Consider the following 17039-nt stretch of genomic DNA (forward strand, 5'->3'; position numbering starts at 1 on the left):
CCAATATTAACAATTAATTTTAATTTGTATCGAAGTCCACAATTTAGCGACAAAACTTGCAAAATTAAAATACATAGCAGAAGGAGAGGCAAGAGACAATAAAAATTAAATATCCTATCCCCTATTCTTTATTATCCCCTGTTCCCTGCTTCCTGTTCCCTTTCTTTATTAAAATAGTCAGGAGGATTAAAAAAATGTTGGATTATTTTCTAGCCTTGGTAGTCGGTTTTGGTAGTCTCGCCATTTATTTATCAGCCTTCTTTTTTCCAGAAATCCATCGTCGGTATGATTTTATCTGGAGTGGCATTGGGTTATTCTACGCTTTGATACTATGGATTTTTGCACCTCGAATTACTGGAGGGCTGTTACTTGGTCATGTAGCTAGTGTATCCCTGTTGGTATGGTTTATAGCACAAACTCTTTTATTGCGGCGACAACTTACTCCCGCAGCACAACAAACTCCTTTTCCCAGTCCTGAGCTAATTAAAATTAGTTTTCAAGAACAAATGTCAAAGTTTTCTGTGAAAGAGAAATTTGCACAATTATCAGGCTTCGTTACTAGTGTGTTTGCTAGTGCTAAAGCGAAGATACAGCAGGTCGTAAATAAAAAACCAGCGGTCAAAACTGCTGAAGAGATTTTACAAACAACTAGAACTGAAGCAACGCCACCGTCAAAATTACCAGATGAGTCGGTAACTGCTACCCCAACAATTACCAGTGAAATTTCGTCTGGGGAGACTTTTTCTCAATCTTTGGATGTCGTGGAAGCAGCACCAACTCTACCCCCTGTCATCGACAAACAACAGATAATTTCGCCACAAGAACCGGAAATTGTAGTAGAGATCACTCAAACCCAGGTTATTGTTGCCATTAAGGAAACTGGTGAAGAAGCATTACCAGAACAAATCCCATCAAATAAACCAATAGAAGATTAATTAAAAGGATTGACGCTGGTAGACCAGGGGAGTCTGAGTTTATGATACTAAAACCCCTGGATTAAATCCCATTTGGGATAATAAACGGTCAATATCAAAATGCTCAGACATTAATTGACGGACGCACTCTATTTTAATTGGTTCATGGACGCGGACTTGTCCAAAAGTGCGGTCAATGATTTCTACTGTGGTGAGAGTGTCTAAATCCACAGACAAAATCGGGATTTCTAACTCTTCAGCGCGGTTGAGAATAAATGCAGGAGGTGGCAGTTGTCCGGTTAGAATCAGACATTGAGTAGATGTTTCTAAGGCTGCTTGTTGAATTTCAACCCGGTCTCCTCCTGTAACTACTGCCATGTTCTGACGTTTGCGGAAGTATTTGACGGCGGAGTTGACGTTCATTGCCCCAATGGCTAGACTTTCTACTAATAAATCTAGGCGATCGCTTCGACAGAGAACTTCCGCGTTTAATTGCTTGACTAATTCTCCGACACTAACACTGCGGAGGATATTGCTTTTAGGTAATGTTGCCAGTATAGGAATATCCTGTTTTTCCAAGAAGGGGCGTAAGAGTGTGTTAACTAACTCTAATTTTTCCTGGGGTACTTCGTTAATTATCACACCTATTAATCGCGTCCCCAATTGCTGTTTAGCAAATAATAGGGATTCAATGGAGGTTAGTGATTGATAACGACTAACTAAAAGTACAGAAGCATCTAATTGTGATCCTAATTCTGGTAAAGATAATCCAAATAAATTTCCTTCTGACAGGTTAGCAGGACCTTCTAACAGTACCAAGTTATTCTTTGGTATTTGTGAATACTTTTGTACTAGTAATTGTTGATAGTTGGTTGTATCTTCTCCCTGTAAGCGTTTCTGGACGGTAGTTTCATCCAAAGATAATAAGGTGGGAGCAATGCGGCTGTCTGGTAGGTTAAGGTTGTGAGTAATGAACTGGACATCTTCCTCGATGACTGTTCCTGCAGGTATCTTGATAAAATTACCCAAAGGTTTGCCATAGGCAATATCCAAACCTTTTTGTTTTAGCTGATGAGACAAACCTAAAACTGTTGCAGATTTGCCACTGTAAGCTTCAACTGATCCAACTAGCAAATATTTGGCAGGTGTTGGCACGTATGCACTCCTAATTTCAAAAGTTTGTACAACTCAGCTAGGTGTTTACTAATTTTAGTGCAATAGGCGGAAGGTGAATGGTTTTAACAATGCTAATTGTCTCAATTTTGAAAATTAAATGGGAATAAATCTAGCTGTGGTAGCTATTGTAGCGATTTTAATCAAGATAAAAATATCTGTTTAAATAAATAATTTACGTTTATTAGCATATAAAAGCGATTATATTGAAGCTTTGATTTCTTCTGATGTCATTACATGATCTAAATTTGCTTCGTAATCAGTAGTCCGAGGCCTGATAGATACTGTACAATAAATTATGTAGCTGGCTAATAAAATATGTAAGATAACCTGACTATTACCATTAATCTAGAACTAAAAGCAGCACTTTTAGAAATTACTGAAGCTGAAGATATATCTCCTGATAGTTTGATTGGTAAAGCTGTTGAGGATTATATTTTTACCCACAAATTCCGCGCACTGCGTTCTTATTTGATGGAAAAGAGTCAAACAGATTATATAGATGAGGAAATTTTTGAGATAATTTCATGAAGCTAGTTCTAGATACTAATGTTCTGATTCAGAAAATATTAGACGGAGTTTTCTAAATACATAGTTATTCAGCGAGTATTTCATTAAAATAATCTTGGAGGAGTAGTTATGTCCACAAAATATTTTAATCCTTATACAGATTTCGGTTTTAAGAAACTATTCGGAGAAGAAGGCAGTAAAGATCTACTCATTGATTTTCTTAATCAACTTCTACCAATACATCATCAAATTCAACAATTAACCTTTAAAAATCCAGAAAATCTAGCTGATACCATAGCAGAACGTAAAGCCATATTTGATATTTACTGTGAAAGTAAAACTGGTGATAAGTTTATTGTGGAAATGCAAAAAGCAAAAATCAAGAATTTCAAAGATAGAGCTTTATTCTATTCTACATTCCCCATTCGTGAACAATCAGAAAAAGGCGATTGGAATTTCTTTTTACTACCCGTCTATTTTATCGCCATTTTAGATTTCGAGTATGATGAAAAGACAACATCTAAATTTAGGCGCGATGTATGTCTAAAAGATCAAGATGGTGATATTTTCTTTGATAAGTTAAACTTTAAATTTTTACAAATGCCATTATTTAATAAACAAGAAAATGAATTAATAACGCATTTTGATAAATGGCTGTATTTTTTGAAGAATTTAGAAAGTTTTAATCATATACCTGCAATACTAAATGAACCAATATTTCAGAAAGGGTTTGAAATAGCGGAAATATCTCACTTAAATGTGGAGCAGTATGAACAATATAAGAAGAGTTTAGTCCAGTATTTAGAGGTGAAAAATGTATTTGATACAGCCTTTGAAGAAGGTGAAAAGTCCGGTATTGAGAAGGGCATTGAGAAGGGTATTGAGAAAGGCATTGAGAAGGTTGCCAAAGCATTGAAAGAGCAAAATATAGCTATAGAAATTATTGCAGAATCAACTGGTTTATCTTATGAAACTATTAAAAGAATTTGAGTGAATCATGCCAATTGATAGACTTGGCGATCGCATTACCGACTTTAACCCCACGGAAGGCGATTCCTACGGAGCGCTTGACACTTTGAGTTAATTTCAGGGAGCGATAGCGAAGCGCGACCTAGGAATCGCACCACAACCCAGATATCGCCGTATACTTTGAGTTAATCATGATCTTTGTTATTATTTGATCAACTTTTGCTATAAAATAAATCATGTCTTTGCAACTCAAAATTAACTACCCCGAAACTTTACCTGATGCTGTTGGTAAAACTAGAGAACAGTTTGAACAAGAAGCAAAATGGGCTATAGCAGTTAAACTATATGAAATGAAACGCCTTTCTTCTGGTATGGCTGCGGCGTTACTGGGAGTAGAGAGAGTAACTTTTATTCTCAAATTAAATGATTATGGAGTGCCATTAATTGATTTAAGTGCAGAGGAATTATTATCAGATATAGAAAATGCCTAACACCAGTGAAATTGTTATTAATACTTCTTATTTAATCTCTAATTGAAGCTTTAATTTCTTGCCATGTCATTACATTATCTGGATTTGTCTCATAATAACTAATCCGACGATCAAGTTCTCGTTTTTGTGCTGTTGTTAAATCGGGATAAACCTGTTCTGCTGCTATACTTTCTAAAATATCTTGTACAATCCGAATTCTATCTGCAATACTCAGGGCTTTGATTTGATTTAAAGTTACACTGATATCCATGTTAACTGACCTCAATAGGAAGATAAGGCATACATCTATTTTCTAGGATAAGCGATCGCATCACTACCTAAGACTGATCAGTTTTACTCAAGATGCAAAAAAACTTTGTAAAGATTTACATACTAATAGTTCAATTTAGCATACACTGAATAAAAGTATTATGATAGGACAAGTATTGGCATGGATCGTAGTTTGGAGATTAAATCACTTGAATCCTGGAAGCTTGAACTTGGGTTGCTTCCAGTACCTTTGTTTGGTCTTCAGAATGAAAGCGAGAAATTTATCCTTCTAAATGGTAAAGTTGGTAACTTTTGTCTAGATTTAGGGCTTGAATCAGATGTTGAAGATCCTCGAACTTTAGCATGGTCTTCAGATGTTGGTCACTACGTTAGGGTCTCTAATGATTTTGTTGAAGTTCATAGATGGGATAACAAACCTTCCGCTCTAGAACGCTATACGAAAAAAAGCGTTGAAAATAATTTAGAAAAATTCTACGAATACCTACAAAAAGACCAACCATCAAGAGATTTATCCATTATTTCCTTTGCGATACGAACATTTAGAATTCTCAGGGGTATACTAGGGTATCATATTGATAGACAACAATCCTTAAGAGCTTTTCTTTATCTACTTGCTTGTGTAGCGGATAATGATGATCGCAATCAATTAAACATAAAAAAGTGGGGATTATCTCCTGATATTCAAACAATTATTCATTCAATTAATAACTTAAATTGGGAATCTTTGGTAAACACCCTAAAAGATGGAACTAGCTTTTATGGTTTAAAACCTGATATTTCTCTACTACTCCGTCATGCTTCAGGTACGCTCTTTCAAGAAGCACATTATGAAGCTTATACATTGAGCCAAGAGCAACTCTTGCTACCAGGGTTTTTGCCTGAGCCTGTCAATGTTAAAAAAGAAACTAATTTTATTGGAATACATTACACACCACCTTCAATAGCTAGAACTTTAGTTGAAGAAGTATTAAATGCAATAGGTGATTTACCACCCTACTTGAAAGTTTTCGATCCCGCTTGTGGATCTGGAGTTTTTCTAAAAGAAGTATTAAGACAATTATCTTTGAAAAACTATCAAGGAAGAGTAAAGCTTGAGGGTTGGGATATTTCACCAGCAGCTATTGACATGGCAACCTTTATTCTTCTATATGAAAAAGACAAGTTAAACAGTAAGTTTTCAGTAGAGATAGAAATACAACATCGAGATTCTTTAAATGATCAGAATCAGTGGAGTGCTGATGCAGATATTGTTTTGATGAACCCTCCATTTTTATCCTGGAATAATATGGATAAACAACAAAAAGAGTTGGTAAAACAATCTTTAAATAAATTAATGCAGAAAACTCCTGATCTTTCAAGTGTTTTCTTGTGGAAAGGAGTGCAAAGCCTACCTTCAAAAGGTGTAATTGGTTGCATATTACCTGCTTCTATTTTGGATGCAGAATCGCACTTCAAAATCAGACAGGCAGTTATATCTCATGTAGATATTTATTTAGTTGGAAAATTAGGAAGTCATCATCTTTTCTCAAATGCCCAGATAGATAGTGCTGTTTTAGTGGGTAAATCTCCTAAAACAAGTGAATCAACACTTTCTCTATGGGCTGATCATCGCTTACAGTCATCTTCTGGTCTTTTACGTGCTTTGCGTAAATATAACTACTGTGGCAGAAATTCCTTTGACATTATAGATCAGGATGGATTTAGTATTTATGAAAATCCCTCTTTAAGTACAAATCTCATTAGTTGGTCGCCTCGTTCTTATAAGGCTTTTAATTTATTAAAGAAACTGGAAAATTTCTCAAAAGTAAAAGATATTTTTGAAATTAGAGAAGGCGGATCAACAGGTTTAAACTCAGTTTTTATTTTGAAAAAAAATGATTTTGAAGCCTTGCCTAAAAAAGAAAAAAATTTTTTTAAACCTGTAATTATCAATGACTCTATCAATATAGGAAGACTTTTTGATACATTTTATGTTTTTTATCCTTATGGGGAAGATATACCAAAAATTCAATCAGAGGATGAACTCAAAAAATATGTAGGAACTTATTACGATAAATATTTACGTGAAAGTAAACCAAAAATTTTATCTAAGCCAGGAAAAACTGATAGTAACTGGTGGATGCTTCGCAGACATGGAACTTGGCAGGTGGAAAGGCAACCAAAATTAGTTTCCACACATTTTGGTGAAGCAGGTTCTTTTGCATGGGATGATTCTGGTAGTTATGTCGTGATAAAGGGATTTGCTTGGTTTCCCAAAGAAGGAAATATACTACCTGAAAAGATCGGATTAGCCTACCTTGCAATACTTTCCTGTTCACTGATAAATAACTTACTGGCTTCTATTTCTAATCATATTGGTGGCGGTCAATGGGATTTGTCAAAAAAATATATTAGCAATATGCCAATTCCTGATTTGATGGCTAAAAATTTGGATTTGAATGCCCTCGAATCTTTATACAAAATTGGTAAATTGATTAGTTCTGGAGAAGATTTTGATAGCCAAGTGCTAAATAAAATAGTTCTATCTTTATATCAACTACCGGATAATACAATTTCACTCTCAGAATTTTAAGGATGGGAAAAAAATCTCGACAACAGGCAGTACCATTTTGCGTTCCTGATGCTAAGACAGTCCTACAGTTGTGTACAAATCGTATTAAACCCGTATTGAATGTTAAAGAATTAGAATTTATAGAATTGCAAAAAGACTCAAAGCGTTATATTTATGAACTTACTAATAATAAATCAGGTATTGTATTTGCTACTGATGATAGAGGCAATAAACATCGTGTAATTCGGTTATTACCAGAAATTCTGTCTTATACCTACTGGATAAATATATCTTTAACATTTTTGCCTATACTTAATAAGTCTAAGTCAAATGTTAAACCCGAAAGTTTCCAGTTTTCAGGTGTCAGTATAAGAGTTTTTAAAGGATTAGCTACTGAGGATAAAGAGCCATTATTTCGTGCAGAATGGGATGTATTAAAGGATGATAATAACCATGCACAACCTCATTGGCATATTTATAAATCATTTCTAATGAGAGATTTTGATACTTCAGAAAAATTAAGCTTTGAGTCTTTACTTAAATCTAATGAAGTACAAGATTTTGGAGCATCAACAGAACCAAATAATTTCGCAGATGAAAATTCTGATTTAAAAGAACAAAAAGACTGGGATGATTCAACTAAATTTCACTTTGCTATGGCATCTCAATGGCATGAAAAAGGAGGAAAACATAGATTTGATATTGATAAAGATAGTTTATTATGTTGGCTAGAGGGCTGCATTCAGTACATCCAGGAACAACTAAGGTACGTTTCCGGTGTCAGATAAACTTTGAACATTTGGTTGCCAATACAAAAAAATGAAGGATGAAATTTTGTACCATTTGTGTAAGTCTCGTAAAAATTAAGCTGCTGATAAAGACTTACCTAAAGTTTTTGGTTCTGGAAGGGTTTCACCATCTTGTAAACAAGATTCGATTAACATTTCTAAGACTTCCTGAGCATTGTCTAAAGCTTCTTGATATGTGTCTCCATGTGTATGACAAAACTCCCCCCATTCAGGCAGACTGACAACAAAACATTTATCTTCTTGAGACCACTGAATAATTATCGTGTAATAATAGCTCATTCTTCTTCCTCTTGAACCTTTTTAATTTCTTCTATTCTTTTGATAGCATTACTAACATCTTTTTCCTGATATTCTTTAGCGTCTTTTCCATCTTTACCTGATATAGTAACTCTCCCACTAAGTAAGGGATGATACCAGTTAGTATGACTGCCTTTCCCAGTCCGACAGGTAAACCCAGCTTGAAGTAATAAGCTTTTTAATTCTCGGATTTTCTTAGGCATATCTCATACTAATGCACTACTAATTTAACCGCAAGTAGTATACAAGATGTAGGGATGAAGAAGATAAATATTAAGATTATTCACAAAAAAATGAAGGATAAAAAATTCATCCTTCACCCTGCAAAATTTATGGTTTTTATTTCCTTATTTCTCAACACCTGTATGGACAGTTTTTACCCATTTGAGGCGTTTTGGTCGGAAAGACATTCGCGCCGTTGTGCTACTCATAACTACTAACCAATGCAACATATATAAACTGCCGCGAAGGGTTTGTAAAAGTACCATTAAATAGGTAGATGGTTTGAATTGTTGATCGGAACGGACGTTCTTTAAACCAGCAAACATTCCGACTACTGACATTCCCAGAGAAAAGCCAGTTACAGAACTTAACATAGGTGGACGATGACGAGCGATCGCCATTAAAATATCTGGTATTGCTGCTGTTGGCAAAATATACATTGTCACCATAAAGATCAACAAATCCCAGGTTTTCCTTGTCCCCATACGGTTTTGGAGGATCAGATCCCAGTAGTCTAAATAACGTTGATAACCACCTTCTGCCCATCGGTTACGTTGATGCCAAAGGGCTGTAGCATTAGTAACACCTTCTTCTTGCACCGGCGGATAAAAAACGCATTCAATATCCCATTTATCCAGATGTAAACGGATAGTTAAATCCAGATCATCGGTGATAGTTTCCTCATTCCAACCACCGCAACTTGCTAACGCTTGACGACGGACAAATTGACCATTACCTCGAAGTTCACCAATCCCACCAATAGCAGTGCGCTGTTCTTGAAACCAAATATCCAACAACATTTCCGCCATTTGTCCCTTAGTCCAAAAATTTTCCTTAGCATTGGCGATCGCTTTACGCATTTGTACCGCCCCTACCCGTTCTTTTTGAAACAACGGAACTATTTGTAATAGTAAATCTGGTGTAACTTGAGCATCAGCATCAAATACAGCAATAATCTCTCCCCTTGTCAGCGGTAATACTTGATTTAATGCTCCTGATTTGCCACCACTAGCATCAGGATCACGTCTAAATACATTTAGTTGTTGATATTCCTGCTTGAGTTGGGCTAATAATTGAGGTGTGTTGTCTGTACTATTATCATCAATAATCCAGACTTCATATTGACCATTACCGTATTCTAAATTACACAAATTTTTGACTAATCTGGTAATTACTGCTTCTTCATTTTTAGCTGCCACCAAAACAGAAACAAAGGGCAAATCTCCCTCCATTTTGTGGGAATGGTAGCGGGATTTTGCGAACATAATCCCCAAAGCGTGAACCCCTAGCATTGTTGTCAGTCCCAGGACAAATATTGAACCCCAAGAGACTAAGTGCAGGGTAATAGTGCCACTCCAGACTATAGTTAAAACTAGAGCAGCTTTGCCTCTACGGCCTTGAAATCGGGCTGGTGGTAGAGACACGGAATCTGTCCTTATTTCTGATTCTTCATCTACTGACAGGTCAGCAAAGATAGAATCCAGGGGATCAGAATTTCCGTTATCAGCATCATTTTCAGGACAGAAATTCGCCGGCATAGGTTACATCATTCAAAAACATCTATGCTATGTAGCTTTTATTTACAGAATAATACTGTAACAGATTTCTGTCCCCCTAATTATAACTGACTGAAAAATTTTTCAGCCAACCCCATTTAAAGTTTAATTTCTGCCCTCAATACTGTTGTATCACTTGTATTTGTGATTTGGAAACCAAGTTTTTCACATATTCGCTGCATACCTAAATTATCAACTAAAATATCAGCATAGATACAGCAATTTTTCTCATTTTTACCAACTTCTAACAATTTGCGGAGTAATTCTGTCCCTAAACCTTGATGTTGGTATTTATCACTTACTAACATAGCAAATTCTGCTGCATTACTGCCATGTAATTTACTTAATCTTCCTACGGCTAATATTTGCCTATTTTCTATTTCAGGATTTTGGTATTCTGCAACTAAAGCCATTTCTCGATCATAGTCAATAAAACATATTCGTGTTAGTCGTTCATGGGTAATGCGTTGACTCAATTTAATGAGATGAAAATAACGGAAATAAACACTTTCTTCTGATAGGGTTTTATGAAATTCTACCATTAATGGTTCATCTTCGGGACGAATAGGACGAATGGTAATTGATGTACCATTTTTCAAGTTCCAATTACTAATATATTGACTAGGATAGGGACAAATGGCTAATTTTGGTAATTGATATTTTTTAATATCAGCAGAATGTAAAACTATTCGCGCATCTAAAGCAATTAATCCTCTAGAATTTTCTGGAGTTGGTGGAAAAGCCAACAATGGATTAATATCAATTTCTTTAATCTCTGGTTGTTCCACAACTAATTGACTAAATTCTACCATTAATTGTGCCAGATCGGGGATATTAATACTTTTTTGTCCTCTAACTCCTTGCAATGCTGTATAAATTTTAGTTTGTTCCATCATCCGTTGTGCTAAGGTAGTATTCAAAGGTGGAATTGCAATGGAACTGTCTTGAAAAACTTCTACTAATTGTCCCCCAGTCCCAAATAATAATACTGGTCCAAATTGTGGATCTAAACTACTACCAATAATCAATTCATAACCATTATTTTTTACCATTTTTTGTACGGTAACGCCGAGAAAATCGGCGATTTCTGCTTTCTGTTTTATTGATGTTTCAATATTTTGATAAGCCCGTTTTACCGATTCTGCATTTTGGAGATTTAAATGAACACCACCCACATCACTTTTATGGGTAATTGTTTGAGAATAAAGTTTTAAAACAACAGGATAACCCAGATTTTCTGCACATTCAACTGCTTTATCTGCACTTTGGGCAATGTAACTAGCAACCACAGGAATACCATAAGCGGCTAAAATTTCCTTAGATTCAAATTCCGTGAGAATTGTTCTTTTTGCTGTTCTAGCGGCTTGAATAATATTATCAACTATGGCACAATTACGAGTATTAACATCAGAATTTAATGTCGGTAAAACTGGAGTTTCATAAATACCACGAAGGTTATAACTTGACTTCCACATATAACTAAATACCCGCGCTGCTGTATCGGGATAAGCATAAGTGGGAATACCTTGACGGTTAAGAATTTGTTGTCCCACAGCTACATCAGTACCACCCATCCAACTAGCTAAAATCGGTTTATTCGACATTTGTGAGTAGGGTTTTAATTGTTCGGCTATTTGGGCAGGATCTGTCATTGCTTGAGGTGTTAAAATCACTAATAATCCATCACTATTGGGGTCTTTTGCAACAATTTCTAAGGCTTTTTGATAACGTTGGGAATCAGCATCTCCTAAAATATCAATAGGATTATTATGACTCCATTGCGGGGGTAAAATTTGATTGAGAGACTTCATAATTTCGGGAGAAATTATTGCTAATTGTCCACCATTTTCAATTAAAGCATCTGTTGCTAACACTCCTGGACCACCAGCATTAGTTAAAATCGTTAATCGTGAACCTTGGGGACGGGGTTGTTTTGCTAATACTTCTGACATATCAAATAAATCAGAAATACTATTAACTCGTAATACTCCACAACGGCGAAAAGCTGCATCTAGAACAGCATCATTTCCTGTTAATGTACCTGTGTGAGAAGCTGCGGCTTTAGCTGCGGCTTCAGTATGACCAGCTTTAATGACAATTATGGGTTTTATTAAGGCCACTTCTCGCGCTGCTGACAGAAAAGAACGGGCATTGCCAATAGATTCCATATAAATTATAATACTTTTAGTATGGGGATCATCTCCAAGATAATAAATTAAATCTCCCCAGCCAATATCTAACATTGAACCAATGGAAATGAAGGCACTAAAACCAACATTTTCCTGTAAACTCCAATCGAGAACTGATGTACATAATGCTCCACTTTGACTAATAAAACCAACTGTTCCTGGTAGTGCCCTTCTACTAGCAAATGTAGCATTTAAACCGGAAATTGGATTCATTACTCCTAAACAATTTGGTCCAATAATTCTAATTTTCTCTTGGTGGGCTTTTTGCAAAATTTCCTGTTCTAAATCTCGACCTTTTTCACCTATTTCTTTAAATCCAGCAGAAATAATAATTGCTCCTTTAATTCCAGCGTCAACGCAATCAGAAATAATTTTTGGGACTGTAGATGCAGGGGTAGCAATAACAGCTAAATCTATTTTTTCAGGAACATCAAATATACTAGGATAAGCTTTAATTCCTAATATATTAGAATGGTGAGGATTCACGGGAAAAACTGTTCCTCCAAAGGGATTAGTTATTAAGTTCCAAAGTAGATTTCGTCCCACACTTCCGGGTTTTTGACTCGCACCAATAACGGCAACAGTGTTAGGTGAAAAAATCGCATCTAATGGGTTTAATTTCTCTGGATAAAAAATATTATAAGGCTTGTTAGTGATTGGTTTAATAGGTGCTTCCATGATTACCTTTTTATTTGCTTGTATTGAGAATTTGCATAATTTTAAATATAGCAATTACTATACCTTTTTCTGCTGTTGGTGAAATGCGATCGCTGATTTCAAAATTCACTCCTGGAACTGAAATTAACCATGCTGGAGGAGAATAACCATAGAGAATTTGAGAAAAAGCAAGTAGGGATGATGGATGACTAATATGAGTATTGATAATATTCAAATCAGACGGTAATAATAATTGTACCTGCACCTGATTAGATTGGGAATTGACACAAGCATCAACAAAAATTCCTAATTTGACATTTGCTAAAAATGCAGCTAAGTCTGGTGTTAATTGATGAACTGCAATGGATTGTACAGATGATAAATAACAATATTTTATAGCCTTTGCTACTTGTTGTCCAATGGCATCATCACCACGTAAATCATTACCATAACCAATCACCAATGTAGTTAACATAATTTATAGTTGATTTTTATAATTTACTTGTTCTAGAAACCGCCAAATTACTAATAGTTGAGATAATTCACTTGAACCAATACATTTTTGTTCTACACGAGATATACCTTCATCTAAAGCAATACCTGTAAAATTAATAATTTGCTCTTCAAGATTAGCTATGGTTTCTTGGGGAAACATACCATCCATTTGAATACACATAACTTTTCTTCCCCAAAAAATACTGGGAACAGCAGACAATAGAAAAGGACAATGATTATTACTTAATATTGCTCCCAAATTAAAAGGTAGAGGAAGACTAGGTAAAGGAGATTCTGAGGGTTCAACAATTAGTTCCACTTTCAGACATCCAGCAGGTGATTTTCTTGTGTATTGAGGATGAGCTAAATCTGCAATTTGACTATAATAAAGCTTGATTACTATGTCGGCATTTATTTCTTGAAACTCAAGCCAATGTTTATAAGCAGCAGCCCTTTTCAGCATTTCCTTTTCTAAGGCTTCTGTGGAATGTCCCCTTTGATTGACATCTCGCTCATATTTCCAATCCCATTTAATCGCATATTCTGGATCAACATAGATTCTGAAATCGAGAAAGGACAATAATTCTGGATAGAGCGCGTGTAATCCTTCTATAATCACAATTGGAGTAGGTTCTAAGGCTACTGGCGCATCAAATTGACCTGTGTTATGATTGTAAATAGGAATATAAGCGACTTTTCCTTCTTTAAGTTGATTGAGATGATGAGCTAATAAGTCTAGATGATTAGCATTGGGATCTAGAGGAAGTATACCACTAATAGAACGTTCATCCCGATCTTCTTTATGATAGCCATCCATAGCAATAGTTTTAACTAAATCGCTACCAATTAATTTTTCGATTCTATTGGTATAAGTAGTTTTGCCACTACCACTATCACCAGCAATACCAATAATGACGGGTTGTTTTAATTCTTTAAGTAGGTTACGAAAACTAGCACAAGTTGGTTTAGTGAAATTAGTTTTTTCTTTTTCTGTGTTTGGTATTTGTACCATGATTTTTAATCCTTTTCATTTTACAGCACTTCCCGATGTTATGAGGTACATATCTAGTAGGAAAGATGCCCGCACCACAAGAGTTTATATTCAATTTTGTACCCCATGAGAGCAGAAAACTATAGGTCATTTTCCTGGTTCTCAAATTTCTTGAGAAACTTATTAATAACTTACGCAAATACTCTATATATTGAATATATTAATTAGCTATTTATTCACCACTATATATATAGTGATAATGAGTTTTATTTGCGTAAGTGTTAATATTTATTGAGCCATAAAACCTCCGTCTATAACAAGGTGTTCTCCCGTAATAAAAGAAGCCTGATCTGAACAAAGAAAAACTACTACATTAGCAACTTCTTCTTCTTTTCCGACTCTACCCATAGGATGTTTATTAATAAATTCTCGATAAAAAGGAATAGAAAAGAAAGGACGAGCCAAATCTGTATCAATCACCCCCGGACATACTGCATTAACACGAATATTTGATTGAGCAACTTCTAAAGCTACTGTTTTAGTTAACCCTAATACCGCGTGTTTACTAGCTGAATAAAGATGTGTAGGAGATAAACCAGTTAACCCCAAAATTGAAGCACAATTAACAATTGTTCCCCCTCCCTGCTTTAACATTTGAGATATTTCATATTTCAGACAAAGAAATACACCTTTAACATTAACATTAAAGACTTGCTCATAATTTTCAACAGTTTCCTCTGTAATTGAATTTACAGTCAAACAACCAGCATTATTAAAAGCACAATCAACACGACCATAGATTTCAACGATTTTTTCTATTAAGTTTTTTACCTGTTCTTCTTGAGTAACATCAGTTTGAATAAAAAGACCTTCACTACCTACTTGTTTGATTAATTCAACAGTTTCTCCCCCTTCTTTAACCCTACGGGCTGCAACGATAACTTTTGCCCCTTCTTTAGCAAAAGCAACTGCTGTGGCTCGACCAATACCAGAACTAGCACCTGTAACTAAAACCACTTTATTTTCAAATTTTTTCATAGTTCATATCTCCTTAATAAATTTTTTTAATAGAATAAGCATTGCGATATACAATTAATTTTGCATAGCTATTTATCTAACCACATCCCCATAATTGAATAACCTGCATTAATATAAATAACTAGTCTGGTAATGCTACTGGCTAACTCACCAGCAAGAAAAACAGCCGTAAAACCGAGGATTAAACCTGCTTAGTGCAGTTGTTTGGCTATAGTCCAAAAGATAGATTTTTGATAGCAACACTGATAATAAGGACTTTTTCAGTTACATTAAGTAGCATTTTTGGTTATCCTCATGATTAGGTATACCACCGTTAATATGAAATTTCAGCCATATTAACTTCCTTAAAAACTGCTATAATCGCAGGATAAAAAGAATATAAATCCTTAAATGGAGGTCAAAATGACCGACTCAAATCTTAATAAAGATTGGACTGAAATGGCAACGAATACCGTCAATATTTGGACAGAAACAGGCTTATTAATGTGGAAAAACTGGTTTAATTTAATCAGTGTAGTACCTACAGTTACAACCAGCAGTTATAGTGTGCCAGAGATGTCAGAATTAAATCAAAAAGTATTAGATAATCAGGAATTAGTAATTCGGTTTCTCAAATTATCTGTAGATACCTGGAAAGATATTTTTCCTAAAATTGAACCAGGAGACAACTGGCAACAGATTTTAACAAAATTCATTGCCCAAATGCAGGAGCAATTTACAAATTTCTCCATATCAGCCATAAAAATCAGTCAGTATAATACTGAATTGTGGCAAGTTTATCTACAACAAGTACAGAAATTTAACCAGTTTTGGATAGATCCTTCAGGAGTGTTTCAAGAAACCTTAATTAAAACAGTAATGGGTAAAAGTTCTGCTTTAATTGAGTTAAATGATCTGTATTCAAATCTTTTCTATGAAAAGAGTTTTGGCTCTTTAATGCAGACACCTTTACTGGGAATATATAGAGAACTTAATGGTAAAATTCTTGCCGGGTTTGAATCCTGGAGAAATCTCTACAAAGCCAGTATTAATTATCAAATAATTTTAGGAGATATTCAAGTTAAATCCTTTGAAGCTTTGATGAAAAAGTTAGTTTTATTAACAGAACAAGGCAAATCTATAAAAGACTGGCGTGAATTTCAAAAGATTTGGAGTGAAGTCGCTGATGATGTTTTTGAAAAGGCTTTTCTTGAGGAAGAAAATATGAAGATTCGGGGTAACTTCTTAAATGCGTTAAATTCTTATCGTATTCAACAACAAGATTTAATGGAAGTTTCCATGAAAATGATGAATTTACCACTGCGTAGCGAAGTGGATGAAATTCACAAAAGTATGTATGAGCTACGTAAGGAAGTTAAACGGCTGAAAAAAATAGTTGCTCAATACGAAACTAATCAAAAAAATGTCGGAAAAGATGAGCCGACATTGGCGTAATTTATCCGTAGTACATATTGCAAATTCCGAGAAAATATTGAGGGAGTAAACCTAAAATTATGCTACCGTTTTTAACTCAATTGCATTTTCAAAATACAGATATTACCCAGAAAATTATCAAAGGAATAGACAATTTAAGCCGATTACGGGAAAAAGATATCGAAAGTGGTGTATCACCAAAAGAAATCCTATATCAAGAAGATAAAGTGATTCTTTATCGGTTTAAATCTCAGGTCGAAAATCCTCATCCTGTACCATTATTGATGGTGTATGGCTTGGTAAATCGTCCATTTATAGTGGATTTGCAAGAAGGACGATCATTAGTAGCCAATTTACTGAAATTAGGGTTAGATATTTACTTACAGCAGTTTGATATCAAGTCCAGTACAAGAATAGCTATCTAAATAGGGTCAAAAAACAATCCACAATGATTAAACCAATTGAGAGCATTTTCATCAGTAATAGCATTAACC

Annotated in this window: 16 protein-coding genes; 7 read left to right on the forward strand and 9 right to left on the reverse strand. The window is 34.9% G+C overall.

Features of this window, described 5'->3' with window-relative positions; genetic code table 11:
- Positions 1 to 194: 194 nt before the first annotated feature.
- Complete coding sequence (locus tag H6G44_RS17630) at positions 195 to 935, forward strand: Ycf66 family protein (protein ID WP_190387831.1); 741 nt, start codon at positions 195 to 197, stop codon at positions 933 to 935.
- 39 nt (positions 936 to 974) lie between these two features.
- On the opposite strand, the gene H6G44_RS17635 is transcribed toward H6G44_RS17630, so the two are convergent.
- Complete coding sequence (locus H6G44_RS17635) at positions 975 to 2069, reverse strand: phosphotransacetylase family protein (protein WP_190387830.1); 1095 nt, start codon at positions 2067 to 2069, stop codon at positions 975 to 977.
- Between the two features lie 657 nt (positions 2070 to 2726).
- On the opposite strand from H6G44_RS17635, the gene H6G44_RS17640 reads away from it, so the two are divergent.
- Positions 2727 to 3587, forward strand: coding sequence for an Rpn family recombination-promoting nuclease/putative transposase (locus H6G44_RS17640; protein ID WP_190387829.1), 861 nt, complete (start codon positions 2727 to 2729; stop codon positions 3585 to 3587).
- A 215-nt stretch (positions 3588 to 3802) separates the two neighbouring features.
- Positions 3803 to 4057, forward strand: coding sequence for a UPF0175 family protein (locus H6G44_RS17645; protein WP_190387828.1), 255 nt, complete (start codon positions 3803 to 3805; stop codon positions 4055 to 4057).
- A 31-nt stretch (positions 4058 to 4088) separates the two neighbouring features.
- Here H6G44_RS17645 and H6G44_RS17650 read toward each other — a convergent pair whose 3' ends face one another.
- Positions 4089 to 4307 (reverse strand): addiction module protein, encoded by a 219-nt coding sequence (locus H6G44_RS17650; protein WP_190387827.1) that lies wholly within the window; start codon positions 4305 to 4307, stop codon positions 4089 to 4091.
- A 180-nt stretch (positions 4308 to 4487) separates the two neighbouring features.
- On the opposite strand from H6G44_RS17650, the gene H6G44_RS17655 reads away from it, so the two are divergent.
- Positions 4488 to 6899 carry an N-6 DNA methylase gene (locus H6G44_RS17655; RefSeq protein WP_190387826.1) on the forward strand — a complete coding sequence of 804 codons (2412 nt, stop codon included), beginning with the start codon at positions 4488 to 4490 and terminating at the stop codon, positions 6897 to 6899.
- A 2-nt stretch (positions 6900 to 6901) separates the two neighbouring features.
- Complete coding sequence (locus tag H6G44_RS17660) at positions 6902 to 7666, forward strand: hypothetical protein (protein WP_190387825.1); 765 nt, start codon at positions 6902 to 6904, stop codon at positions 7664 to 7666.
- A 75-nt stretch (positions 7667 to 7741) separates the two neighbouring features.
- On the opposite strand, the gene H6G44_RS17665 is transcribed toward H6G44_RS17660, so the two are convergent.
- The 7 genes from H6G44_RS17665 to H6G44_RS17695 form a co-directional block, all read right to left on the reverse strand.
- Entirely contained in the window at positions 7742 to 7966 is a 225-nt protein-coding gene (locus H6G44_RS17665; protein WP_190387824.1) for a type II toxin-antitoxin system HicB family antitoxin, read from the reverse strand.
- Positions 7963 to 8187, reverse strand: coding sequence for a type II toxin-antitoxin system HicA family toxin (locus H6G44_RS17670; RefSeq protein ID WP_190387823.1), 225 nt, complete (start codon positions 8185 to 8187; stop codon positions 7963 to 7965). The genes H6G44_RS17665 and H6G44_RS17670 overlap by 4 nt, the downstream gene beginning before the upstream one ends.
- A 144-nt stretch (positions 8188 to 8331) precedes the next feature.
- On the reverse strand, positions 8332 to 9744 hold the full coding sequence (locus H6G44_RS17675; protein WP_190387822.1) for a glycosyltransferase: 1413 nt from the start codon (positions 9742 to 9744) through the stop codon (positions 8332 to 8334).
- Between the two features lie 116 nt (positions 9745 to 9860).
- The gene (locus tag H6G44_RS17680) at positions 9861 to 12629 is read right to left on the reverse strand and encodes a bifunctional acetate--CoA ligase family protein/GNAT family N-acetyltransferase (protein WP_190387821.1); all 2769 of its coding nucleotides are present in this window, start codon (positions 12627 to 12629) and stop codon (positions 9861 to 9863) included.
- Between the two features lie 10 nt (positions 12630 to 12639).
- On the reverse strand, positions 12640 to 13083 hold the full coding sequence (locus tag H6G44_RS17685) for a hydrogenase maturation protease (RefSeq protein WP_190387820.1): 444 nt from the start codon (positions 13081 to 13083) through the stop codon (positions 12640 to 12642).
- A gap of 3 nt (positions 13084 to 13086) precedes the next feature.
- Positions 13087 to 14115, reverse strand: coding sequence for a phosphoribulokinase (locus tag H6G44_RS17690; protein WP_190387819.1), 1029 nt, complete (start codon positions 14113 to 14115; stop codon positions 13087 to 13089).
- Between the two features lie 267 nt (positions 14116 to 14382).
- A complete protein-coding gene (locus H6G44_RS17695; protein ID WP_190387818.1) occupies positions 14383 to 15132 on the reverse strand; it encodes an SDR family oxidoreductase in 750 nt (249 codons plus the stop codon).
- Positions 15133 to 15534: 402 nt separating this feature from the next.
- On the opposite strand from H6G44_RS17695, the gene phaE reads away from it, so the two are divergent.
- Both phaE and H6G44_RS17705 read left to right on the forward strand, forming a co-directional pair.
- Positions 15535 to 16566, forward strand: coding sequence for a class III poly(R)-hydroxyalkanoic acid synthase subunit PhaE (gene phaE, locus H6G44_RS17700; protein ID WP_190387817.1), 1032 nt, complete (start codon positions 15535 to 15537; stop codon positions 16564 to 16566).
- Positions 16567 to 16625: 59 nt separating this feature from the next.
- The gene (locus H6G44_RS17705; protein ID WP_190387816.1) at positions 16626 to 16970 is read left to right on the forward strand and encodes a hypothetical protein; all 345 of its coding nucleotides are present in this window, start codon (positions 16626 to 16628) and stop codon (positions 16968 to 16970) included.
- The last annotated feature ends 69 nt before the right edge of the window (positions 16971 to 17039 follow it).

Origin of the sequence: Aphanizomenon flos-aquae FACHB-1287 (genome assembly GCF_014698755.1) — a bacterium.
Taxonomy (GTDB): domain Bacteria; phylum Cyanobacteriota; class Cyanobacteriia; order Cyanobacteriales; family Nostocaceae; genus Dolichospermum; species Dolichospermum flosaquae.